The sequence below is a fragment of the Streptosporangium nanhuense genome, assembly GCF_059358815.1.
In genome coordinates, this window is record NZ_JCADBG010000006.1 from 49,898 (window position 1) to 73,210 (window position 23,313).

General features: G+C 71.0%; 18 protein-coding genes. 17 read left to right on the forward strand and 1 reads right to left on the reverse strand.

Features of this window, described 5'->3' with window-relative positions:
• Positions 1-19 precede the first annotated feature (19 nt).
• The 10 genes from AC5L38_RS13745 to AC5L38_RS13790 all read left to right on the forward strand — a co-directional run bounded on the left by AC5L38_RS13745 (position 20) and on the right by AC5L38_RS13790 (position 13,705).
• The gene (locus AC5L38_RS13745) at positions 20-2,632 is read left to right on the forward strand and encodes a sensor histidine kinase (protein WP_495243162.1); all 2,613 of its coding nucleotides are present in this window, start codon (positions 20-22) and stop codon (positions 2,630-2,632) included.
• Between the two features lie 332 nt (positions 2,633-2,964).
• Positions 2,965-3,570, forward strand: coding sequence for a response regulator transcription factor (locus AC5L38_RS13750; protein ID WP_495243163.1), 606 nt, complete (start codon positions 2,965-2,967; stop codon positions 3,568-3,570).
• Positions 3,571-3,905: 335 nt separating this feature from the next.
• Positions 3,906-5,324, forward strand: coding sequence for a salicylate synthase (locus tag AC5L38_RS13755; protein ID WP_495243164.1), 1,419 nt, complete (start codon positions 3,906-3,908; stop codon positions 5,322-5,324).
• The gene (locus AC5L38_RS13760; RefSeq protein WP_495243165.1) at positions 5,321-6,454 is read left to right on the forward strand and encodes a ketoacyl-ACP synthase III family protein; all 1,134 of its coding nucleotides are present in this window, start codon (positions 5,321-5,323) and stop codon (positions 6,452-6,454) included. Before AC5L38_RS13755 ends, AC5L38_RS13760 begins: the two co-directional genes overlap by 4 nt.
• 2 nt (positions 6,455-6,456) lie before the next feature.
• A complete protein-coding gene (locus AC5L38_RS13765; protein ID WP_495243166.1) occupies positions 6,457-8,184 on the forward strand; it encodes a (2,3-dihydroxybenzoyl)adenylate synthase in 1,728 nt (575 codons plus the stop codon).
• 7 nt (positions 8,185-8,191) lie between these two features.
• Complete coding sequence (locus AC5L38_RS13770) at positions 8,192-8,473, forward strand: phosphopantetheine-binding protein (protein ID WP_495243167.1); 282 nt, start codon at positions 8,192-8,194, stop codon at positions 8,471-8,473.
• The gene (locus AC5L38_RS13775) at positions 8,470-9,945 is read left to right on the forward strand and encodes an amidohydrolase family protein (protein ID WP_495243168.1); all 1,476 of its coding nucleotides are present in this window, start codon (positions 8,470-8,472) and stop codon (positions 9,943-9,945) included. Before AC5L38_RS13770 ends, AC5L38_RS13775 begins: the two co-directional genes overlap by 4 nt.
• Before the next feature lie 13 nt (positions 9,946-9,958).
• The gene (locus tag AC5L38_RS13780; RefSeq protein ID WP_495243169.1) at positions 9,959-10,729 is read left to right on the forward strand and encodes a 2,3-dihydro-2,3-dihydroxybenzoate dehydrogenase; all 771 of its coding nucleotides are present in this window, start codon (positions 9,959-9,961) and stop codon (positions 10,727-10,729) included.
• Between the two features lie 118 nt (positions 10,730-10,847).
• Positions 10,848-11,630, forward strand: coding sequence for an isochorismatase family protein (locus AC5L38_RS13785; protein ID WP_495243170.1), 783 nt, complete (start codon positions 10,848-10,850; stop codon positions 11,628-11,630).
• The gene (locus AC5L38_RS13790) at positions 11,627-13,705 is read left to right on the forward strand and encodes an anthranilate synthase family protein (RefSeq protein WP_495243171.1); all 2,079 of its coding nucleotides are present in this window, start codon (positions 11,627-11,629) and stop codon (positions 13,703-13,705) included. Before AC5L38_RS13785 ends, AC5L38_RS13790 begins: the two co-directional genes overlap by 4 nt.
• 57 nt (positions 13,706-13,762) lie before the next feature.
• Here the strand turns inward: AC5L38_RS13790 and AC5L38_RS13795 are convergent, their stop codons facing one another.
• On the reverse strand, positions 13,763-14,098 hold the full coding sequence (locus AC5L38_RS13795) for a winged helix-turn-helix transcriptional regulator (protein ID WP_495243172.1): 336 nt from the start codon (positions 14,096-14,098) through the stop codon (positions 13,763-13,765).
• Between the two features lie 186 nt (positions 14,099-14,284).
• On the opposite strand from AC5L38_RS13795, the gene AC5L38_RS13800 reads away from it, so the two are divergent.
• The 7 genes from AC5L38_RS13800 to AC5L38_RS13830 all read left to right on the forward strand — a co-directional run bounded on the left by AC5L38_RS13800 (position 14,285) and on the right by AC5L38_RS13830 (position 23,293).
• The gene (locus tag AC5L38_RS13800) at positions 14,285-15,355 is read left to right on the forward strand and encodes an NAD(P)-dependent oxidoreductase (protein WP_495243173.1); all 1,071 of its coding nucleotides are present in this window, start codon (positions 14,285-14,287) and stop codon (positions 15,353-15,355) included.
• Positions 15,356-15,361: 6 nt separating this feature from the next.
• A complete protein-coding gene (locus tag AC5L38_RS13805; protein WP_495243174.1) occupies positions 15,362-16,252 on the forward strand; it encodes an NAD(P)-dependent oxidoreductase in 891 nt (296 codons plus the stop codon).
• Between the two features lie 732 nt (positions 16,253-16,984).
• Positions 16,985-19,609: an NACHT domain-containing protein gene (locus tag AC5L38_RS13810; RefSeq protein WP_495243175.1), complete on the forward strand. Its 2,625-nt coding sequence runs from the start codon at positions 16,985-16,987 to the stop codon at positions 19,607-19,609.
• A gap of 270 nt (positions 19,610-19,879) precedes the next feature.
• Positions 19,880-20,857, forward strand: coding sequence for an ABC transporter ATP-binding protein (locus AC5L38_RS13815; RefSeq protein ID WP_495243176.1), 978 nt, complete (start codon positions 19,880-19,882; stop codon positions 20,855-20,857).
• 60 nt (positions 20,858-20,917) lie between these two features.
• Entirely contained in the window at positions 20,918-21,679 is a 762-nt protein-coding gene (locus tag AC5L38_RS13820) for an ABC transporter permease (protein WP_495243177.1), read from the forward strand.
• Positions 21,680-21,688: 9 nt separating this feature from the next.
• Entirely contained in the window at positions 21,689-22,513 is an 825-nt protein-coding gene (locus AC5L38_RS13825) for an ABC transporter permease (RefSeq protein ID WP_495243178.1), read from the forward strand.
• A gap of 156 nt (positions 22,514-22,669) precedes the next feature.
• The gene (locus tag AC5L38_RS13830) at positions 22,670-23,293 is read left to right on the forward strand and encodes a DUF5994 family protein (protein WP_495243179.1); all 624 of its coding nucleotides are present in this window, start codon (positions 22,670-22,672) and stop codon (positions 23,291-23,293) included.
• Positions 23,294-23,313 lie beyond the last annotated feature (20 nt).

The following is a 23,313-nucleotide window of genomic DNA, read 5'->3' on the forward strand; positions in this document are numbered from 1 at the left end:
GCTTTGAAGGAGACGGTCGATGACGGTGAACGCCGGCCCCCCGCAGCGCTGGCGCGAGTTCGCCAGGGCGCTGCACGGATCGTGCAGTGAGACCCGGCACGGAGCGGGCGGGCTGGCGGCCCCCAGAATGGCCCGCGCGATCATCGTCGCCGTTCTGTACGGCTACGTGTTCAACGCCCTGATGTTCGTATGGGGAACGGGCCTGCCGGGCCCCGCGCTCCTGGGTTTCGCCGGCTGTCTTCTCGTCGCGCTGGTCCTGCAACTCGCGCATTCGACGCGTGACACGCTGAGCTGGCCCGTGCCGCTGCGGGTCCTCACGCTGTCGACGCAGGCCGTCGCCACCTTCCTGCCCTTCGCCTGGGTCGGCCCGCAGGCGGGGTCCATCGCGGGATTCCTCGCCGGGTCCATGCTGCTGGTGGTGGCGGGGCCGGCGCGCTGGGGGTTCTTCTTCGCCGTCGCCGCCGGTGTCGGCGCCCTCCTCGCGCTCAGGGAGGAGAGCCTGGTCGCGGTGGACGTCGTCTACAGCGTGTACTTCACCCTGCTGACCGGGCTGATGGTGTACGGGGTCAGCTCGCTGGCGTCCCTGGTGAAGGCGCTCTACGCGGCGCGGGGGGAGTTCGCGCGGATGGCGGTGACGCGGGAGCGGCTGCGGGTGGCGCGGGACCTGCACGACCTGCTGGGCTACAACGTGTCGGCGATGACGCTGAAGAGCGAGCTGGCGTACCGGCTGCTGCCGGGGGCGGCCGAGCGGGCGCGGCAGGAGCTCCGGGACGTCCTGATGGTCGCCCGCCGCGCGCTGGCGGAGGTACGGGTGGTGGCGGGCGGGTACCTCCCCATGTCGCTGACGGCGGAGGCCGAGTCGGCGGAGTCGATGCTGTCGGTCGCCGAGATACGGGTGGACGTGGACGTCTCGGAGGAGGGCCTGCCCGAGGCGCTGGACACGGTGCTGGCGATCGTGCTGCGGGAGGCGGTCACCAATGTGCTGCGGCACAGCAAGGCGCAGCGCTGCGAGATCGAGGCGGGGGTGGAGGAGGGCTGGGCACGGCTGCGGGTCGGCAACGACGGGGTCGAGCCGGAGCTGGGGACACGCTCGTTCGGGACCGGTACGGGACTGGGAAACCTCACGGGACGGCTGGAGGCCGCGGGGGGACGGCTGTCGGTCGCGGTCGACGGCGAGTGGTTCCAGCTGACGGCGGAGGCCCCGCTGGGGGCCCCGGTGGTGGCACCGGCCGTGGAGGAGGGCGGGGCTCCCGCCAGGATCGGGGCGACCGGGGCGACCGGCGTGCCGGGGACGTCCGAGGAATCCGGGACGACGGGCGAGGCCCGGACCTCCGTGGCCCCCGGGCCGGCCGAGGTGTCCAGGACATCCGAGAGGTCCGGGCCGCCGGAGAAGCACGCGCGGCCGGACGCGCGGGACGACCGGGCGCCGGACGGGGCCGTGACGCGGACCTGGCATCTGCGGGTGGCGCGCTTCATCGCCGTGGTGGTGCTGTTGGGGTACGGCGTCCTCATCGTGGTCAACGTGCTGACGGAGCGGCCGCATCCGGTCGGACTGGCCGGATTCGTCGTGTGCGTCGCCGTGCTGGTCGGTGTGCAGATCGTCCACTCCCTGGGGGAGCCCCGGTCGTGGCCGGTGTGGCTCAGGAAGGTGACCCTGGCGGTGCAGGCGGTCGCCACGGTCCTGCCGCTGCTGTGGATCGGCGCGCCGTGGGGTTCGATGGGCGGCTTCCTCGCGGGGGCGGTCCTGCTGGTGGGGGGCCGCTGGCGGTGGGTGCTGTACGCGGCCGTCGGCGCCGGGGTGTTGCTGCTGTCGGTGCTCCAGGGCGACGTGGCGGAGTGGGCCGCGTACCTGGTGATCTCCACGTTCCTGACCGGGCTGGTGGTCTTCGGCATCAGCTCGCTGTCGGACCTGGTGGCGCAGGTGGACCGGACACGGGGGAAACTGGCGCGGATGGCGGTGACCCAGGAGCGGCTGCGGGTGGCGCGGGAGCTGCACGCGCTGCTGGGACACGAGCTGTCGGTGATGATCGTCAAGAGCGAGCTGGCGTACCGGCTGCTGCCGAGGTCCGCGGAGCGGGCGAAGACCGAGGTGGCGGAGGTGCTGGAGATCGCGCGGCGGGCGGTCGCGGATGTCCGGGCGGTGGCCAGCGGGTACCGGCACATGTCGTTCGGCGCGGAGGTGGACTCGTCGGTCTCCACGCTCGCCGCCGCGGGGATCGGCACCAGGGTGGCCGTCCCCCCGGACCTGACTCTGGGGAAACTGGACGCGCTGCTCGCGGTCGTGCTGCGGGAGGCGGCCACGAACGTGTTGCGGCACAGCGACGCGCGGTGGTGCTCGATCGAGGTGGTCCTGGAGTCGGGCGGGCTGTGGCTGCGCGTGACCAACGACGGGGCATCGCCGCAGGAGCTCCCGGCCGTCCGTGACGATTCCGGGCTGGGGGACCTGGCGGCACGGCTTCGCGCCGTCGGCGGCCGGCTGGCGGCCGAGGTCGTCGACGGGGAGTTCCGGCTGGTCGTCACCGCGCCCGACGCGGCCCTCGTTCCCCGCTCGCAGGTGCTGAGGGACATACCGGAAGTTATGTCTGGAGATATATCGGGAGGCGCGCGGAGAACGGACAGCCGTGGCGGGTGATTCAGCCGGATCGTTTTTCGGCTGACAAAAGCGAGTAAGTGAATGTCAGAATTTCACGGCATTGCCAAATTCAATTGACTCGGTACTATTCGGGGCAAGATCGGTTGGTCCAGTCGGCTTGATCGAACGGCGGCGAGGCGTATGCACATGGGAATCGCCTCGCGGAGTCGCTTACAAGGCCACTCGCGGGATCGGTCACGGAACCGTCCGTCAGGTCGGTCGCAGGAGTGCCCGCGAGGTCGGTCGCGGGGATGCCCGCGGGACCGGGAGGCCCTGCCGCCCCCGGTCGTCGGTTCTCGCCCTGGAGCCGACATCCGAACGGGAGCGCCGCTGTGCTGAAGATCCTCCTCGCCGAGGATGTGCCCATGGTGCGCGGGGCGCTGGCGGCCCTGCTCGACATCGAGCCCGACCTCACGGTGGTGGCCCAGGTCGGCAGCGGGGACCGGATCGTGCCCACCGCGCTCGAGACGCGCCCCGACGTCGCGATCATCGACGTCGACCTGCCCGTGCTCGACGGCCTCTCCGCGGCGGAGGAGCTGCACGCGAAACTGCCCACGTGCCGGACGCTGATCCTGACCGGCCTGGGACGGCCCGGCACGCTGCGCCGCGCGCTCTCGGTGTCGGTGTCCGGCTTCCTGCTCAAGGACACGCCCTCGGAACGCCTCGCCCAGGCGGTCCGCGAGGTGGCCGCGGGGCGTCGCATCGTCGACCCGCAGCTCGCGCTGACCGCGTGGGACGTCGGGGAGAACCCGCTTTCCGGGCGTGAGGTCCAGGTGCTGAGGCTGGCCGCGGGCGGCGCCGAGCCGCCGGAGATCGCGGCCGTCATGCACGTCTCCGTCGGGACCGTGCGCAACTACCTCACGAAGATAGTCACCAAGCTGAACGCCAGGAACCGGGTGGACGCCATCCGTATCGCCACCGAGGCCGGCTGGATCTGACCGGGCGCGCTCTCCCGTTCCCCCGGCCCCGTAGCCCCTGGTCCCGTAGCCCCCGGTCCCGTAGCCCCTGGCCGGCCGCGCGCCGGCCGGGTCCGGCATCCCTGTTCGCGCCTTTTACGTCGCGCTCTCCCCGTTCCGCCTTCGCATCCTGAGAAGAAGGTCTTATCGCGGGCCCGTTGTCGCGGTTTTGTTACCGGCATAGCGTAATCGCTGGTAACCAAAAACGTTGGTCGTGAACCGGGACCGCGAAAGGAGGCGACGTGGCGACCACGGTCCGTCCCGCGCACGGCGTTCGTCGTCACGCATCTCCCACCGCCAGGAAAGGATGCCCGCAGATGAGTTCCAACAGGTGGCTGCACTACTTCGAAACGCAGATCCCCCTCTCGGAGGAGCCGCCGCGGATCGCGGCCAGGCTCGCCGGCTCCGGTCTGCACGCGGCGTACGTCGTGTACGAGAGCGGGGGGAAGTGGTCCTACGCGGGCGGCGCCAGGGCCGAGGTCACGCTGGACCGCACCGGCGCCCGACTGCTCCAGGAGGGCGAGCCCGACGTCGTCCTGCCCTGGAGCGACCGGCCCCTGCGCCAGGTGGCCCGGCTGCTCGACACCGTGAAGGTCCCGGCCTGGCGCGCCTACGGCTGGGCGGCCTTCGAGCTCTCCTACGCCAAGGACGGGAATCTGGACCACGTCGGCGACGGCCGGCTGCTGCACCTCGTGGTGCCGAAGGCCGAGGTCCGCCTGGAGGACGGCCACGCCCACCTCCGCGCCGCCGACCAGGAGGCGCTGACCGCGCTGCTGGAGACGATCTCCAGCCCCGGGGAGACCCCCGAGGGGGCGCCGAAGCCGCTGGACGTGCGCGAGCTCGGCGAGGACGACTACCGGCTCGCGGTGAAGCTCGCGGTCGACGAGATCAACCAAGGCGACCTGAACAAGGTCATCCTGTCGCGGGTCGTCGACGTCGACGAGGACATCGACCTGATCGCCACCTACCTGGCCGGGCGCCGGGGCAACAACCCCGCGCGGTCGTTCCTGCTCAACCTCGGTGGCGTGGAGACGGCCGGGTTCAGCCCGGAGATCGTCGTCAAGGTGTCCGCGGACGGCCACGTGGTCAGCCAGCCGCTCGCCGGGACCAGGGCGCTCACCTCGGACCTGCTGGAGAACGAGAGCCTGCGCGCCGACCTCCTGGGCTCCGCCAAGGAGGTCTACGAGCACGCGATCTCGGTGAAGGTCGGCACCGACGAGCTCGTCGACGTCTGCGTGCCCGGATCGGTCGAGGTTCCGGAGTTCATGGCGATCCGCGAGCGCGGCAGCGTGCAGCACCTCGCCTCCCAGGTGTCCGGCACGCTCGCCCCCGGTTTGCGGGCGTGGGACGCCTTCGGCGCGGTCTTCCCCGCGGTGACCGCGTCCGGCGTGCCGAAGGAGGCCGCGTACACCTCGATCCGCAGGCACGAGCCCGAGTCGCGCGGCCTGTACAGCGGGGCCGTGCTCACCGTCGACCACACCGGCGAGATGGACGCGGCCCTCGTGCTGCGCAGCGCCTACCGCCAGGACGGGCGCACCTGGCTGCGCGCCGGGGCGGGCATCGTCGGGCAGTCCACTCCCGAGCGGGAGTTCGAGGAGACCTGCGAGAAGCTCGACAGCGTGGCGCGCTACCTGGTCCCCACCGGTGCCCCCGCCGACGTCCCGGCCGACGTCCCAGCCGGTGTCCCAGCCGGTGTCCCCGCCGAGGTTCCCGCCGACGGGGGGAGCGCGCGATGAGGGTCGACGACATCTACCTGGCGGGCGTCGGCACGTACCTGCCGCCCGTGGTGACCACCGAGCACGCGGTCCGGGAGTCCTGGTACGACGAGGCCGACCGCGAGGCCTCCGGCATGGAGGCCGTGATGGTGGCCGGCGAGACGCCGGCACCGGAGATGGCGGCCCGCGCGGCCCTGGTCGCGCTGCGCCGGTCGGGGCACGAGCCGGACGACTTCGGCGCGCTGCTGCACAGCGACAGCTACCACCAGGGACCGGACGGCTGGTCGGCGCCGCACTACGTGCTGCGCAGGACGCTGGGCCGGCCGATCACCGCCCTGGAGGTCAGGCAGGGCTGCCTCGGCATGATCGCGAGCCTTGAGATGGCCGCGCACCGGCTGATCGCCGACCGGGAGAAGGACGCCGTGCTGCTGACGGCCGGGGACAACTTCTCCACCCCGCTGGTGGACCGGTGGCGGGCCTCCAGGATGTTCCTGCTCGCGGACGGCGGTGCCGCCGCTGTGGTGTCGCGGCGCGGCGGCTTCGCCCGGGTGCTGGCCTTCGGGACCGTCTCCGATCCCGGGATGGAGGAGCTGCACCGGGGCGGGGAGGTGCTCTTCCCGCCCGGCATCACCGTCGGCCGCTCGCTGAACTTCGAGGAGCGCAGCGACCACTGGCGCCGGCAGTGGGCCGAGGGGAAGGCGCCTCCGATGGGGCACTTCGGCGAGTGCGTCGCCGAGGCGGCCGGCCGCACGCTGGCGGAGGCCGGGATCTCCATGGAGAAGGTCGCCCGCGTCTGCCACACCGGCTTCGCGCGGGGCTCCCTGGAGGCCATGTTCCTCGACCCGCTGGAGATCGACGCGGACCGGGGCCTGTGGGACTTCACCCGGGGGGCGGGGCACGCCGGCGCCGCCGACCCGTTCATCGGCCTGGAGCACCTGTGGACGAGCGGGCAGGTCGCCCCCGGCGATCACGTGCTGCTCATCGGCAGCGCCCCCGGCATGGAGGCCGGCTGCGCGGTCGTGGAGATCGTCGCCCCGTACGAGCTCGGGGACCACGCCCCCCAGAACGAGAACCACGAGCCGCGGAGTCACGGACCCCGGAACGAGAACCACGAGCCCGGGAACCGCGAGCCGGAGAACGGAGGCCGGTAGAGATGCTTGACGGATGCACGCCATGGCCGGAGGAGTTCGCCGCCCGTTACCGGCGCGAGGGACTCTGGCGCGGGGAGCGCCTCGGCGACCTCCCGCGCACCTGGGCCCGCGCGTTCGGAGACGGTACGGCACTCGTCGCCGGGGAGCGGCGGCTGTCCTACCGGGACCTGGAGAACCGGGTCGACCGGATGGCGGCGGGTTTCCACCGGCTCGGGGTCGAGCCCGGTGACCGGATCGTCCTGCAGCTGCCCAACGTCCCCGAGTTCGTCGTCGTGGCCTTCGCGCTCTTCAGGGTGGGCGCCAAGCCCGTGTTCTCCCTGGCGTCGCACCGGGCCAACGAGATCAGGCACCTGTGCGAGCTGTCCGGCGCCTCCGGATACGTCGTCCCCGGCGTCCATCGCGGGTTCGACCACACCGAGCTCGCCCTGCGGATGGCCGAGGAGGTGCCGAGCCTGCGCCGGATCTTCGTCCTGGACGGGGAGACCGGCACGGCCGGCGAAGCGGTGGTCCCGCTCTCACAGGTGGACGCCGACCCGGTCCCGCTCCCCGGGAGCGACCCGTCGGACGTGGCGTTCTTCCTGCTCTCCGGCGGGACCACCGCGCTGCCCAAGCTGATCCCGCGCACGCACGACGACTACGCGTACCAGACCAGGGCGGTGGCCGAGCTCTGCGAGCTCGGCGCGGACGACGTCTACCTGGCGGCGCTGCCGGTGGAGTTCAACTTCACCTGGGGCTGCCCGGGGGTCGTCGGCACGCTCGGCTCCGGAGGCACGGTCGTGCTCGCCGAGAGCCCGGTCGCGGAGGACTGCTTCGGTGCGATCGAGCGGGAGCGGGTCACCGTCACCTCGGTCGTCCCCACCGTGGCGCAGCTCTGGCTGGAGGAGGTGGCCTGGAGCGAGGCGGACCTGTCCAGCCTGCGCGTGCTGCAGATCGGCGGGGCGAGGCTCCAGCCGGAGCTGGCCGCGCGGATCGAGCCCGAGCTGGGCTGCCGCCTGCAGCAGGTGTTCGGCATGGCCGAGGGAATGCTCTCCATGTCCAGGAAGGGCGACGACCCCGAGTCCGTCGTGGAGACGCAGGGGCGGCCGATCTCACCGGCCGACGAGGTGCGGATCGTCGACGAACACGACGCCGAGGTGCCCGCGGGCGTCACCGGGGAGCTGCTCACCCGCGGCCCGTACACCCTGCGCGGCTACTACCGCGCCGAGGAGCACAACCGGCGGGCCTTCACCGAGGACGGCTTCTACCGCACCGGCGACCTGGCCAGGCTGACCCCGGAGGGGAACCTGGTCATCGAGGGGCGGCTGAAGGACGTGGTGATCCGCGGCGGAGACAAGATCTCGGCCGGAGAGGTGGAGGGCCACCTGCTCACCCACCCCTCGGTCGCCGGGGCGGCGGTCGTGCCGGTCCCCGACGAGTTCCTCGGCGAGCGGACCTACGCGTTCGTCGTCCAGCGGGGCGAGGACGAGAAGCCGGAGCCGGCCGAGCTGAAGCGGGCGCTGCACGAGCGCGGGCTGGCCGAGTTCAAGCTGCCGGACCGCGTGGAGTTCGTCGACGACTTCCCGCTGACCCCGCTCGGCAAGATCGACAAGAAGGTCCTCGCCGCCGCGGCGAAGGACCCGGCCGTGACCCGCCGCTGGACGCCCGCGGAACCCGCCCGCGAGGGCGAGGACCCGGCCCCGGCCCGTCATCGGACGCCCGAGGAACCCACCCCCGAACGTCAGGAAAGGTGAACCGGACATGGAACGCGATATCTCAGCACCGCCCACGGCCGACGAACTGCGGCAGGCCGTCGCGACGATCGTCGGCACCGAGCCCGGCGAGATCACCGGCGACGCCAACCTCGTCTTCCTCGGGCTGGGGTCCCTGGAGATGATGCGGCTCGTCACCCGGTGGCGCCGGCAGGGCGTCGCCGTCGAGTTCGGCGAGCTCGCCGCCGAACCGACCGTCGACGCCTGGCAGCGGCACCTGCACGCGGCCTGGGAGGCCCGGCGGGTGAGATCGGGGGAGGCAGTCGGATGAGCGCGCTGCTGATCCGGGGCGGCTGCCTCTACCCGGCCGACGCCGAGGCGCGGGTCGTTCCCGGCGGCTCCGTGCTCGTCGAGGGCGAGCGGATCGTCGCCGCCGGGACCACCGAGGAGGTCGAGGCCGCCCTGGAGCCCCGCCACCGGGAGGACCTGCGCACGATCGACGCCCGGGGCAAGATGATCCTGCCCGGCTTCGTCAACGCGCACTGGCACGACCTGTTCGCCATGCGGTTCCCCTTCAAGGGGGCGCTGCGGCCCGCCTCCGACCGCGACGACAAGCCCGCGTTCATGGCGCTGGGCGGCGACCTCCAGCAGATCTCGGTGGTCTTCGACTCCTTCCACGACCAGATCGACCGGCTCACCCCGGACGAGGCCGAGGCCGTCGCCCGCTACTCGATGTGGACCCAGCTGCGCTCCGGCGCGACCACCCTCGGGGACGTGGGCTCGTTCAACCGGCCGGAGGCGCTGGCCTCGGCCGCCCGCCACCTGGGCATGCGCTGCGTGGTCAGCACCTGGGCGAGCGACGCGGTCTGCGCCCCCGGCGAGTCGCGGTTCCGCAGGACCCGCGACGCCGACGTGGTGCTGCGGCGGATCGAGGACCTGCTGCGCGACTGCGCGAAGGACGCGAGCGGGCTGGTACGGGCCAGGCCGACCTCTGTCTACGGGGTCAACATGACCGACGAGCTCGGCGCCGGTTTCGCCGAGCTCGTCACCAGGTACGACGTGCCGTTCGCGACACACGTCGGCGCGCTGCGCAACGAGGCCGAGGTGACGCGGAGCTACTACGGCACGACCCCGGTGCGCAGGTTCGCCGAGCTCGGCCTGCTCTCCGACCGGTTCATGGCGGTGCACTGCGCGTTCGCCGACGACGAGGAACGGAAGATGCTCGTCGCGGCGAACGCGCACATCAGCCACTCGCCGGCGAAGTACGGCCCGGCGGGGGAGTCCTCGCTGACCGAGACCCGGGCGATGCCGGAGTTCCGGCGCGCCGGGCTGGACGTCTCGCTGTCCACCGACGGCGCCGCGCTGCCGCTCGGCGGCATGGCCGAGGCGATGCGGGTCACCTGGCAGATCTACAACGAGATGTACGCCGACCCGACCGAGGTGCTGCCGACCGACGCGCTGGCGATGGCCACCCGGCTCCCGGCCAGGGGGCTGGACTGGGCAGGAGAGATCGGCAGCATCGAAGCGGGCAAGCAGGCCGACCTGCTGCTGGTCCCCGCCGACGACTGGCGCTACCTGCTCAACCCGCGCCCGCTGGAGAGCTTCCTCGCGCTCGGCGGCTCGGCGGACGTGGACACCGTGATCGTCGCGGGCCGCACGCTGGTGGAGGGCGGCCGCGCCACCGGTCTCGACGAGGACGAGCTCGAAGCCGACTACATCGAGGCACTCGGGACCTTCTCGGTGCGCTGCCTCGGTGTCGATCCCGATCTGGTCGCCACGCTCACCCGTGCGGCACGCCGATGAGGAGGCATGACCGATGCATGACAGGACGGCCCTGGTCACCGGGGCGGCAGGCGGTATCGGCGAGGCGGTGGTGCGGGCGCTGGCCGCCGAGGGCGTCGCCGTCGCGGCGGTGGACGCGAACGCGGAGGCGCTGAACCCGCTCGTCAAGGAACTCTCCGAGGCCGGGCACCGCGTCCGGGGCCTCGTCGTGGACGTGACCTCCAGCGCCGAGGTGGACGCCGCGGTGGAGCGGGCGGAACGCGAGCTGGGGCCGATCGGCTACCTGGTCAACGCCGCCGGGGTGCTGCGCGTGGGCGCGGGGGCCTCGCTCACCGACGACGACTGGGACACCACGTTCGCGGTCAACGCGACCGGCGTGTTCCACGTCAGCAGGGCGGTGGCCAACCGGATGATCCCCCGCGGGTCGGGGGCGATCGTCACGCTGGCCTCCAACGCGGCCCGGACCCCGCGCTGGGACATGGCGGCCTACGCGGCGTCCAAGGCCGCGGCGAGCAGCTTCACCAAATGCCTGGGGCTGGAGCTCGCCCGGCACGGGATCCGGTGCAACGTGGTCGCCCCCGGCTCCACCGACACGCCGATGCTGACCTCGCTGTGGGCCGGTGGCGACGCGTCGCGGGTCTCCATCGAGGGCGCGCCGGAGACCTTCCGGGTCGGCATCCCGATGGGGCGGCTGGCACGTCCCTCCGACGTCGCCGACGCGGTGCTGTTCCTGCTCTCCGACCGCGCCGCCCACATCACCCTTCAGGACCTCACGGTCGACGGCGGCGCCGCCCTCGGCAACTGAGGACGGCCCGGCCGGGCCCCGGAGCCCTGAACTCGCGAAAGGCCCCACAGAAGAGTCCGCGAAGAGATCTCACGAGAAGACTTCACGAAAAAGGCTCCACGAAGAGCGGAGGCACACCATGGCGATCCCACCGATCGAGTCCTATCCCATGCCGACCGAGGACGAGCTTCCGGAGAACATCGCGCGCTGGACCATCGATCCCGATCGCGCGGTGCTGCTCGTCCACGACATGCAGAACTACTTCCTGAGCCCGTTCCCGCACGGGCAGGCCCCCACGACCGACCTGCTGGAGAACGTCGCGACCCTGCGGGCGCGCTTCTCCACGCTCGGCGCGCCGGTCGTCTACACCGCCCAGCCCGGCGGGATGACCGACGAGCAGCGCGGCCTGCTCAAGGACTTCTGGGGCGCGGGGATGAGCGCCGCCCCGGAGCACCGGATGATCGTCGACCGGCTGGCCCCGTTCGGCCCCGACGTCGTGTTCACCAAGTGGCGGCCCAGCGCGTTCTGCCGTACGGGCCTGCTCGACATGTTGCGCGAGAAGGGGCGCGACCAGCTGGTGATCTGCGGGGTGTACGCCCACGTCGGAATCCTGATGACCGCCCACGAGGGGTTCTCCCAGGACATCCAGACGTTCGTGGTGGCGGACGCGGTGGCCGACTTCTCGCGGGAGTACCACCGCCAGGCGCTGGACTACGCGGCGTCGAGGTGCTCGGTGACGCTGTCCACCCGGTCCGCGCTGGCGATGCTGAACGGTGCGGCCCTGGACAGGACGGCACCGGACGCACCGGCCCTGGACAGGGCGTTCCTGGCCGACACGGCCCTGGACGAAGCGGTCATGGACAAGACGATCCTGGGCAAGACGGCCCTGGCCGGCGCGGCCCTGGAAGGAGCGGAACGATGACCGCGGAGACGACCGGGACCACGGCCGGCACGACCACCGGGACCACCGGGACCACCGGGACCACCGGGACCACCGGGACCACCGGGACCACCGGGACCACGGCCGGGACGCTCCTGCTCGACCGGATCCTCGGCCCGGAGGCGCCCCCGTTCGCCCTGCTGCACCGGCCGGGCTCGACCGGCGCGGACCGGCTCGACCTGATCATCGGGGAGACCGGCGAGGTCGGCCGCATCGCGGACATCCCGCTGCCGCCCGACGACGACGCCTCCCGGGGGGCCGGTGCCCGGCACGAGGTGCTCGCGCTGCTGCCGTACCGCCAGATCGGCGAGCGCGGGTACGCGTTCCCCGACGACGAGGCCCCGCTGCTCGCGATGACCGTCGTCGACCAGGCCGTGCTGCCGATGGGCGAGGTCCTCGACCGGCTCCCCGACGGGCCGATCGAGCTGGGCGAGGGGGCCTTCGACTCCGACGACGAGGAGTACGCGGACACCGTGCGCCGGGTGCTCTCCGAGGAGATCGGCCGGGGGACGGGCGCGAACTTCGTCATCAAGCGGTCGTTCTCCGCCGAGATCACCAACTGGTCGACCCGTACGGCGCTGGCGTTCTTCCGGCGGCTGCTCGGCAGGGACCCCGGCTGCCACTGGACCTTCGTGATCCACACCGGCGGGCGCACCTTCGTCGGCGCCTCGCCCGAGCGGCACATCAGCCTCGACGCGGGCACCGTGGTGATGAACCCGATCAGCGGCACCTACCGCTATCCGGCGCAGGGGCCCGAGGTGCGCGGGGTGCTCGGCTTCCTGTCCGACGGCAAGGAGGCGAACGAGCTCTACATGGTGCTCGACGAGGAGCTGAAGATGATGGGCCGGGTGTGCGACCTCGGCGGCCGGACGGTGGGCCCGTACCTCAAGCAGATGGCGCGCCTGGCGCACACCGAGTACCTCATCGAGGGACGCAGCTCGCTGGACGTGCGGGACATCCTGCGGGAGACCATGTTCGCCCCCACGGTCACCGGCGGGCCGCTGGAGAGCGCCTGCCGGGTGATCAGCCGCTACGAGCCGGAGGGCCGAGACTACTACGCGGGCATGGCCGCGCTGATCGGCCGGGACGAGGAGGGCGGGCGGGCCCTGGACTCCGCGATCGTCATCCGTACCGCCGACATCGACGAGACGGGACGGATGCGCATCGCCGTCGGCGCCACGCTGGTCCGCGACTCCGACCCGGCCTCCGAGGCGGAGGAGACCCGGACGAAGGCCGCCGGGCTGCTGGAGGCGCTGCGCCACGCGCCGGAAGGCGACGCCGACGTCCCCGCCGAGCCGGCGGACATGGGCACCGACCCGCGGGTGCGGCGGGCGCTGATCGAGCGCAACGCGCCGCTCGCCGGGTTCTGGTTCGAGGGCCCGGACAACAGGAGGCACCTCGTGCCCAGGCTGGTGGGCCGCCGGGTGCTGGTGATCGACGCCGAGGACACCTTCACCGCGATGGCCAGGCACCAGCTCGCCGCGCTGGGGTGCGAGGTGAGCGTGCGCCGGTTCGACGAGGACTACCGGCTGGAGGAGCACGACCTGGTCATCGTCGGCCCGGGTCCGGGGGACCCGAGGGACCACGACGACTTCAAGATCGCCCATCTCAGGGACACGACGCGGCGCCTGCTGGAGCTGGGCATCCCCTTCCTGTCGGTCTGCCTCGGCCACCAGGTGCTCAGCACGCTGCTCGGGCTGGAGATCGGCCGCAACCCGTTCCCCAACCAGGGCGTGCAGCGGAGGATCGACTTCCTGGGACGGACGGAGCTGGTGGGCTTCTACAACACCTTCGCCGCCCGCAGTTCCGCCGACCGGTTCCCCTGCCGCGAGCGCGAGGGCACGGTCGAGGTGTTCAGGGAGGCGTCGAGCGGCGAGGTCCACGCGCTGCGCGGCCCCGGCTTCGTCTCGGTGCAGTTCCATCCCGCGTCGGTGCTGACCCGCAACGGCGTGGAGATCCTCGGCGAGATCCTCAACGACCTGCTGGTACAGGCCGAGCAAACCGTCTCCTCCGAGGCCGGGCACCCCGTCCCGTCCGAGGCCGGGCTCTCCTGGTGAGACTCTCCCGGCGAGGGGGACGGCGGGACGGATTCGCAGGCGCCGCCCGGCGTGCGCTCAGGGGCGGGGGAGGGCCTCGATGGTCTCCATGTGGATCTCGCCCCAGTCGCCGAGCGGGATGAGCGCGGTGTTGAGCGAGTGGCCGAACTCGGTCAGCGAGTACTCCACCTTCGGCGGGACCTGGTGATAGACCTCGCGGTGCACCAGGCCGTACGACTCCATCTCCCGGAGCTGCTGGATCAGCATCTTCTCGCTGATGCCCGACACGCTCCTGTTCAGCTCCCCGAACCTGAGGGCCCCGCCGTGCAGCGCCCACAGGATCAGCGCCTTCCACTTGCCGCCCACGACGTCCACGGCGGCGTCGAGCCCGCACGAGTAGGTCCGTTTCTTCATCCCGCTCCCCACACTTACAAAAAGGTTGGTACCTGACAAAATAGTAGGTACTTGAGGAAATTTCAGCGGCGCGCCAGCATCGTAAACGTCCCAGCCGGGGCCGTGAAAGGGCCCGGGACTGGGACCTTCGTATGCCGACACCGCATGAAATTGGGGGGACAAATGAATACCGACGACCGTCCGCCGGTGACAGTCATCGGCCTGGGGGCGATGGGCAGGGCGCTGGCCGGGGCCTTCCTGGACAACGGCCATCCCACGACGGTGTGGAACCGCACCCCGGGGAAGGGCGGGGAGCTCGTCGAGCGGGGCGCGACCGAGACGGCCACCGCCGCGGAGGCGATCGCCGCGAGCCCGATCGTCGTGATCTGCGTGCTGGACCACGACGCGGTCCGCGAGGTCCTCGGCGCACCCGGCGCACCCGGCGCTCCCGGCTTCGGGAAAGTCCCCGGCAGCCCCGAGAGTCCGGACACTCCTGAGAGCCCCGGCACCGTGAGCGGCCTTCTCGCGGGCCGGACCCTGGTGAACCTCACCAACGGCACGCCCCGCCAGGCGCGCGAGCTGGCCCGGTGGGCGTCCGCGCGGGGAGCGGACCACCTGGACGGCGGCATCATGGCGGTGCCCCCGATGATCGGCCTCCACGGATCCCTCGTCCTCTGCAGCGGATCGTCCGGGGCGTTCACCGCTCACGAGGAAACCCTGTCGGCACTGGGCGCCGTCAGCTACCTGGGCGAGGACGCGGGCCGGGCGTCGCTGTACGACATCGCGCTGCTCAGCGCCATGTACGGGATGTTCGGCGGCTTCTTCCAGGCCGTCGCCCTGACCGGTTCCGAGAAGGTCCCGGCGACGGAGTTCACGCCGCTGGTGGTCTCCTGGCTCAACGCCATGCTCACGAGCCTTCCCGAGATGGCGAAGGCGTACGACGCGAACGACCACTCCGCCACCGTCTCCAACCTGGGCATGCAGGCGGCGGGCTTCGTCAACCTGCTGGAGACCGGCAGGGACCAGGCCGTCAGCACCGAACTGCTGGAGCCCATGGGGGCTCTCCTCCACCGGGGGGTCGCCGCGAACCGGGGCAACGACGACCTCTCGGCCCTGATCGACCTGCTCAGCACGGACCCCGCGAGGGCCGCGGACCCCGAGAGAGCCGAGGGTTTCGCCGGAGCTGCGCACCCCGACAGGGCCGCGCCCCCGGCCAGGGCCGGAGATTCCGTGAGGGCCGCGAAGGCCGCCCGGTCGAACGACGTCGGATCGGAGTAGGACGACATGACCCACGACCATCCCACCCCGGTGACGGTTCTCGGCCTGGGCCCGATGGGCCGGGCGCTGGCCGGGGCGTTCCTCGGGAAAGGCCATCCCACGACCGTGTGGAACCGCACGGCGGCCAGGGCCGACGACCTCGTCGCGAGGGGCGCGACCCGCGCCGGCACGGTCGCCGACGCGGTCGCGGCGAGCCCGCTGACGATCGTCTGCGTGATCGACTACGACGCCGTGCGGGCGATCGTCGGCCCCGCCGCCGACGCGCTGAAGGGCCGTACCCTGGTCAACCTCACCGCCGACACGCCGGAACGCGCCCGCCGGACGGCGGCCTGGGCCGCCGAGCACGGCATCGGCTATCTCGACGGGGCCATCATGACCCCGACGCCGACGATCGGAGGACCGGCGGCCGTCGTCCTGTACAGCGGATCGGAGGAGGTCCACCGGGCCCACCGGCCGGCGCTGGAGAGTCTGGGCGGCACCTCCGCCTACCTGGGCGCGGACCCGGGGAGGGCGGCGGCGCACGACGTGGCCCTGCTCGACCTCTTCTGGACGTCCATGAGCGGCCTCGTCCACGCCTTCGCCCTGGCCGCCGCCGAGGGCATCGCGGCGAGGGACCTCGCCCCGCTCGCCAAGGGGATCGGCGCCCTGCTCCCCGGCATCATCGACGAGTTCGCGGAGCACCTCGACGACGGCGACCACCCGGGCGACCAGTCCACCATCCTGTCGGCCGCCGCGGGCATGGAGCACATCGTCCACGCGGCCCGGACCCGGGGCATCGACACCGGCGTGCTGAACGCGGCCCAGGCCGTCGCCCGGCGAGCGATCGACGCCGGTCAGGGCGGCGACAGCTTCTCCCGCCTGGCGGAGGTGCTCGGAAGACCCGTACTGGCACCCTGACCTCGCGGCCCGGGGGAGGATCGTGACCTTCGGGGGCAGGGGAGCCGAGCATGGATCGGGCGGGTATGGTGACCGCCCGCCGTGTCGTGTCCGCCGGTCGACGCCATCGGCGCCCACCGACGCCCACCGACGCCCACCGACGCCCATCGACGCCATCGCCGTCTCGCCGTGACGTCTTGGTGTTTCTGTGCTGAAGCGGTTCATGTACGAGTGACACTTTTTCTCATTCGTCATGATTCATCGTGATACGATAGAAATATGAGGAAGATCCCTTTTGGGCCCCGTCGTGGCAGGGGTGCCTGAAAGACGGGTGAACCATCCGGTGGGCGCCGGCTCCGGAGCCGCCGAAGGCCGTTATGGGTTCGGCGCGAAATCCCTTAAAGGGCGTGAAATAAAGGCATGCAGGGCTCCGTCGCCCCCTGCTTCGCGCAGGTCGACCTGTCGGTGCGATTCTCGTCCACCGACCCCGTGAAGCGAAATGAAAACGATCCCCGGCCCTGGCGCCCGCGTTCGGCGACCGGAAGTGCCGAGGACGGGCGTAGATGTCTTGTGATCTTATACGGATACTCCAAGGATATTTCGGTCAATGGCCTTACCAGATAAAAAGCGCAGGTCAGGGCGAGTCTTTATCCAGAACGAGAGGGCGGTTGAGGATGTGTGGCCTTCCGTCGGAGAAAAAATTAAAGAGCGCCGTTAACGGTGATCGCATATGGGGGGTAGCATCGTGCCACTGTGCATAGAATCTGGCAGCGTTTCCTGACATCGCGGCTGTGCGGCCATTGGGTTTGGCTCTCCTTGGCCGTGCTCGTGACCTTCTTTTTCTGGTTGGCCTACATCGCTTTTTTGGGGCCGTCCGATCATGCGGATACAGAACTGAAGGTCGGGTTCTTCGGTCTTTGGCTGGCGACGCTGAGCATTGTGGCGACGCTGTTCTCCGCCATGCGGGCCTCCACGAGGGGCAATGACGTGCCGTTGCAGGAGATGCTGGCCAGGCGGGTCTACCAGCAGGAGTGTGAGGCACGAACCGCTTTGCTGGGTGGTGTCATCGCGGCCGATCTGATTTTCGACGATCGCGACCCCCTTCTTCATTCTCCCCCGGGCGGACGCCGTCCGCCCGCCCATGACGGCGAGAACGGAAGGGGGGAACGCAACGGTGCGATGCGGCATCTCTCGACGTCGATGATGGGGCTGATGTTTCCAGGGGAAAACTCTTTTCCCCTGGGGCGGGGATGGCTGCTGAAGGCGTTCCAGGCCGACAGGAAGGATGGGGGGCGCCTGACCGATGTCACCGGATACTTCACCGGGCTTCCCGACAGACGCCTGGTGATCGTCGGAGATAAGGGATCGGGCAAGACGATACTGGCGATCGAGCTGGTGATCGGCCTGGCCAAGGCCGTCATCGGCGACCCCACGGTCAATGGCGGGGCGGTTCCGGTGAGGCTCAGTGCCGCCGCGTGGACCGCCGGCCGACCCTTCGCCGACTGGCTGGCCGAGCAGCTCGTGGCGACCTACGGCATCTCCCGCCGGGACGCCGACTCCCTGGTGAGGGGTCATCTCGTCATGCCGGTGCTGGACGGGCTGGACGAGATGGACGCCGGCTTCGATGACCTCCTCGGCCCTTCGGAGGCCGGGCATTCGAGTCTCGCGGTCTCATCGGGAAGCCGGGAGATCAGGGCTTCCCGCGCGATGGAGCTCGTCAAGGCACTCAACACCTACTACACCGGTGTCACCTTCGCCCCGGCTGTGGTCGTCACGCGCCCCGGCTGCCATACCGGGTTACGCGATCGTGGCCTGCTGCTGGACCATGCTCGCTACATCGAGATCCGGCCGTTGAGCACCGAGCAACTCGACACCTATCTCACCGATCGCTACCGTCACCGTCCCGACCAGATGGAAGTCTGGAGTTCCATCCTCGGCAAGCTGGATGATGCTCGTTACGAAGGGGTGCGGACGTTTTTGGCCACTCCCTGGCGGCTGATGCTCGCCACGACCGCCATCGAAAGCGACCCGGTCCAGGCCGAACAGCTGGCCCCTCGCCTCCACCCGGCCTCCGGGACACCGGGCGCATCCGAGGAGACGGCGCGTCAGACTCATGAGCGGCTGGAACGGAGCCTGCTGGCGGGTTTCGTCACCGCGGCCGTCGCCGTGGCCCCCCGGCCCCGCGCTTTCCTCACCCGCACCCCCTACAGACCTCAGCAGGTGGAGCGCTGGCTGGCCGAGCTGGCCCACCATCTGCGCCGGCAGGCCTGCCACGCCGGAGACAAGGACACCGAGGGCCGAGACGCCGAGGACGAAGAGGGCGCGGGCATGGACCGCGAGGGCGGAGACACGAGGGACGAGGACATGCCGCAGGGCATGTCGAGGGTCGACATCCTGCCTCACCTGTTGTGGCCGATCGCCGGTCACCTGCTTCCGCGCCTGCTGCACGCCACGATCACGCTGGTGCTGTTCTCCGTCGCCGGTGTCTTGCTGCTGTCACCTTCCAAGTGGGGCGAGATCTTCAAGGAGTGGCACCGGCTCATCGACGACGGGGATTGGGGGCGCGCTACGGGACAGGCCCTCGTGGTGATCGTCGTCTGGGGCTGGTTCCTGCTTCTCGCGATCGCGGCCGGCACCAAATGGCCCACACCCGGCATCACCACGCGGCGGAAGATCCCCATCCTCAATCGGGCGATCCACGCCGGGGTGGTGCTGGCGATCTGGCTCGGCCTCGGGACCGTGCTCGGGATCGTCATCAAAGCCGCTTTCCAGGGGGGATTCGGCCTCACCGCCGGGCTGGTACTCGGGGCCGTGGCCGGATCGGCGCATGGGCTCACGGGAGGCTTTCCCGACGGGTTCACCGTCGGTTTCCCGGAGTCCCTCACGGCTCGGTACCGATCGTGGAATCCGTCGGCCGATCCCATCCTCCCCCATCGGGGCGTCCACAGCGATCTCACCTTCGGGCTCATGGTCGCGCTCGCGGGAGGAGGCGCCGGAGCCCTTGTGGGGTTCATCGCGCAGTTACAGTCGGGTGAGGCCCCGATCGGACTTGTGGAAGGCTTCGCGGCCGGCATGACGGGAGGGCTCGGGAGCGGGCTCATCGCGGGGGCCGGGGGCGCGAGATACATGATCGCCATCACGCTCATGGCCCTGCGGCGACGATTGCCCTGGCGATTCGCGGCGTTCTGCCGGTGGGCGTGCCAGGCGAGACTGCTGTGCTTCGCGGGCGCGAGCTACCAGTTCCGGCACCGGGAACTCCCCGCCTGGCTTCTCGCCGGCGGGCAGGGAACCCGGGGCGGCCGGAAGACGATCGCCGGAACGGTTGTGGTGGGAGCCGGCGACCGTGAAGGCTCCTCCGGGGCGCCGGCCGGTTCATGAGACCGGTTCACCGAGTGCTAGCAGCACGGATGCCCCGTTCCGCGGGGCGGGGGATGTCAGTGGACCCCGGGGACCGCCGGCCGCGACACTCACTGTCGTCGCGGATGGCACCCGCGGGCATGCCATCCTGGGCCGCTCGATCCGACATGCAACATTCAGCCGCCAGGTAAATATATTGCGGAACTTGCTCTACCTCTTGCAAAATCGCGTCTCGAAGATCCTGTGATCTATAGCTAACACGACTGATCGTGCTGGAGAGCCGAGGTGTCCATGGCAGGCGACGACGGCGAGACACCGCTGATCCGGGCGGAGGGGCTCATGAAGACGTACCCGCCCAGAGACAGGCGGGGGACCGGGTTCCAGGCCGTGGCCGGGATCGACTTCCACGTCGACCGGGGGGAGGCCTTCGGGTTCCTCGGTCCCAACGGGGCGGGAAAGTCCTCGACGATGCGCATGCTCGGCTGCGTCTCCCCGGCGACCGCCGGGACCCTGCGGATCCTCGGCATGGACCCCGCGCGCGACGGCCGCAGGATCCGGGCGCGCCTGGGCGTGGTCCCGCAGGACGACGTGCTCGACCCCGACCTCACCGTGCGCGAGAACCTGACGATGTACGGCCTCTACTTCGGGCTGTCCCGCCGCGTGATCAGGGAGCGCGCGGAGCGCCTGCTGGAGTTCGCGCAGCTGGAGGAGAAGGCGGGCGAGAGCCTGGGGGCGCTGTCCGGCGGCATGCGGCGGCGGCTCACGATCGCCCGCTCCCTGATCAACGAGCCGGACATCCTCCTGCTCGACGAGCCGACCACCGGGCTCGACCCGCAGGCGCGGCACGTGCTGTGGGACCGGCTGTTCAGGCTGAAGCAGCAGGGGGTGACGCTGCTGCTCACCACCCACTACATGGACGAGGCCGAGCAGCTGTGCGACCGCCTGGTGGTGATGGACAAGGGGCTCATCGCGGACGAGGGGTCACCCCAGGAGCTCATCCGCCGCCACTCGACGCGCGAGGTCCTGGAGCTGAGATTCCGGATCGACGAGCACGAGCAGGCCGCGGAGAAGCTCCAGGACCTGGTCAGCCCCGGCGAGGAGGAGCGGGTGGAGGTGCTGCCCGACCGGGTGCTGGTCTACACGCACGACGGCGAGGCGACGCTGGCCGCGGTCACCGCCGCGCGGATGACCCCGATCACCGCCCTCGTCCGGAGGTCGACGCTGGAGGACGTGTTCCTGCGCCTGTCCGGCCGGACCCTGACGGACTGAGGGGACGACATGTCCATCATGCCGATGTTCCCCACCCTGACAGACCGAGGCGGACGACGCATGCCCATGTTCCTGCGCGAGTTCTCCTCGTGGATGCTCCGCTACCGCCGCTCCTGGAGGGGCACCATCGTCATCAGCGTGGCGAACCCGCTGCTCTTCCTGGTGGCCATCGGCGCCGGGCTCGGACAGCTGGTCGACCCCGCGTCGCTGGGCGGCCTGACCTACCTGCAGTTCTTCGCCCCCGGGATGCTCGCCGCCGCGGCGATGCAGAACGCCTACGTCGAGGCGGCGTTCGTGGTCCACAGCTCCCTGCGGCAGGGCAAGGGCTACCTGGTGGCCGCCGCGACCCCGCTGGAACCCCGCGACATCATGGCCGGGCACCTGCTGTTCATGGCGTTCAGGATCGGCACGAGCGCGCTGGCGTTCGCCGTGGTGATGGCGGCCTTCGGCGCCACCCGCTCCCCGTGGGCCGTGCTCACCGTGCCCGCCGCCCTGCTCACCGGCATGGCCTTCGCGGCCCCGCTGGCGGCATGGACGGTGACCGTCGACAAGTTCGGCACCCTCAACACGGTGTTCCGTTTCGTCCTGATGCCGATGTACCTGTTCTCCGGGACCTTCTTCGCCATCGAGACGCTCCCCGACTGGCTGCGCCCGCTGGCGTACGTCACGCCGCTGTGGCACGGCGTCGACCTGTGCCGCACCCTGAGCCTGGGCACCGCCACCCCGCTCACCTCCGCGATCCACGTCGGCTATCTGGCCGCGCTCACGGCCGGGGGCGTCGCGGTGGCGCTGACCACGTACCGGCGCCACATCCACGTCTGAGGAGTCGACATGCCGCAGAACCTGGAGACCAGGATGCCGGACCTGAAGAACGGGGTGACGGCCGACGTACCCCGCTGGGGTGGCGCGCACTTCCTGGTGTTCCGCAACCTTCGGGTGCACACGGGTGGCAACCCGTGGACCATGGCGATGTACTCGATCTTCGAGCCCATCCTGTACCTGCTCGCCATCGGCGTCGGCATCGGACAGCTCGTCGGGGACGTCGACGGGGTGAACGTCACCTACGCCGCGTTCGTCGCGCCCGGCCTGCTCGCCACGGCGGTGATGAACAGCGCCCTGTACGAGACGATGGAGGGCGCCTTCGTCAAGTTCACCCTTGAGCGCCACTACCGGGCGATCCTGTCCACCCCCGTGTCCCTCACCGGGATCGTCGTCGGCGAGGTGGCGTGGGCGGTGCTGCGCGGCTTCATCACCGCGATCGGGTTTCTCCTCGTGATCACCGTGTTCGGCCTGGTCTCCTGGCCGGACGCCCTGGTCGCGGCGGCCGGGACGCTGCTCGTCGCCTTCGCCTTCGGGAGCGCGGGACTGGCCGTGACGACGCGCATCAGGGGGTGGTCCGACTTCCAGTACGTGCAGCTGGTGCTGCTGCCGATGTTCCTCTTCGCGACGACGTTCTACCCGGTCACCGTCTACCCCCGGGTGATACAGGTCATCGTGGAGCTGCTCCCCCTCTACCACGCCATCCAGCTGCTGCGAGGCTGCGCCCTCGGCCAGATCGACTCCGGCCTGATCGTGAGCGTGCTCTATCTCCTGGCCATGGGTGCGCTGGGCCTCGGCGTGGCCCGGAGGCGGTGGGCACGCGTCATGCTGCACTGAAGTCACGCGGACCCGGCGCCTCCGATCCCGCTGCTGAGACGACAATCGAGGTAGAATGGGAAAACCGAGGACATCTCGTGCGTTGGCATTCAGGTCGGCGTCGCCCAAGGCGATAGGCAACTCCGGTCCCCAGGGGCCGAGACAGGCCAGACGATCATGACGTCCGAGCTTCTTTCCCAGGGCGCACCCCCCACCTCAGGCGCCGTCACCGCGAACGCCCCCTCCGAGGTACGCCTCAACCTCGATCCCACCCTCGGCCGCAGGGGCGCCGTGGACGGAGCCTGGTGGCCGCACTCGCTGGACGCCACGGTGGAGCTGCCCGGCCTCATCGCCGCCGTCGACGCGCTTCTCGACCGGCACGTCCTGCGCGTGGGCCTGCCCCTGAAGGCGTGGGACGACATCCCGCACCGCGTCGCGGCCCCCGGCCGCCAGGTGAAGGTCGGCTGGTTCCGCCACATGGACCCGCACGTGGTCACCCTGATCCCCGTGAACATGGAGCCGGTCAACCTGCTGGTGATCCCGCCGGGCACCGAGAGCGGCACCGCCGCGAACGCGCTCAGGCTGGCCGTCACGCCCGGGGCCGCCACCGGCCCGGCCGGCATCCTCACCGCCGCCGCCTCGGGCACGGCCCCGGCCACCCCGCTCGCCGAAACCGCCGGAGACACCGGAACCGCCGTGGACACCAGGGACACCGGGGACACCGGAGACGGCGGAACCGCCGGTCAGGCGTCCTGGGAGGACGAGGGCGGGCAGGCGGCCGGAGGCGAGCCCGCCTCCTGACCCCCGTCCCCTAACCGGAG

Coding starts and splice junctions, on each gene's coding strand:
- AC5L38_RS13805 (WP_495243174.1), top strand. CDS start 15,362: ATGACCCACGACCATCCCACCCCGGTGACGGTTCTCGGCCTGGGCCCG.
- AC5L38_RS13825 (WP_495243178.1), top strand. CDS start 21,689: ATGCCGCAGAACCTGGAGACCAGGATGCCGGACCTGAAGAACGGGGTG.
- AC5L38_RS13775 (WP_495243168.1), top strand. CDS start 8,470: ATGAGCGCGCTGCTGATCCGGGGCGGCTGCCTCTACCCGGCCGACGCC.
- AC5L38_RS13815 (WP_495243176.1), top strand. CDS start 19,880: ATGGCAGGCGACGACGGCGAGACACCGCTGATCCGGGCGGAGGGGCTC.
- AC5L38_RS13830 (WP_495243179.1), top strand. CDS start 22,670: ATGACGTCCGAGCTTCTTTCCCAGGGCGCACCCCCCACCTCAGGCGCC.
- AC5L38_RS13790 (WP_495243171.1), top strand. CDS start 11,627: ATGACCGCGGAGACGACCGGGACCACGGCCGGCACGACCACCGGGACC.
- AC5L38_RS13755 (WP_495243164.1), top strand. CDS start 3,906: ATGAGTTCCAACAGGTGGCTGCACTACTTCGAAACGCAGATCCCCCTC.
- AC5L38_RS13820 (WP_495243177.1), top strand. CDS start 20,918: ATGCCCATGTTCCTGCGCGAGTTCTCCTCGTGGATGCTCCGCTACCGC.
- AC5L38_RS13795 (WP_495243172.1), bottom strand. CDS start 14,098: ATGAAGAAACGGACCTACTCGTGCGGGCTCGACGCCGCCGTGGACGTC.
- AC5L38_RS13760 (WP_495243165.1), top strand. CDS start 5,321: ATGAGGGTCGACGACATCTACCTGGCGGGCGTCGGCACGTACCTGCCG.
- AC5L38_RS13785 (WP_495243170.1), top strand. CDS start 10,848: ATGGCGATCCCACCGATCGAGTCCTATCCCATGCCGACCGAGGACGAG.
- AC5L38_RS13765 (WP_495243166.1), top strand. CDS start 6,457: ATGCTTGACGGATGCACGCCATGGCCGGAGGAGTTCGCCGCCCGTTAC.
- AC5L38_RS13770 (WP_495243167.1), top strand. CDS start 8,192: ATGGAACGCGATATCTCAGCACCGCCCACGGCCGACGAACTGCGGCAG.
- AC5L38_RS13745 (WP_495243162.1), top strand. CDS start 20: ATGACGGTGAACGCCGGCCCCCCGCAGCGCTGGCGCGAGTTCGCCAGG.
- AC5L38_RS13780 (WP_495243169.1), top strand. CDS start 9,959: ATGCATGACAGGACGGCCCTGGTCACCGGGGCGGCAGGCGGTATCGGC.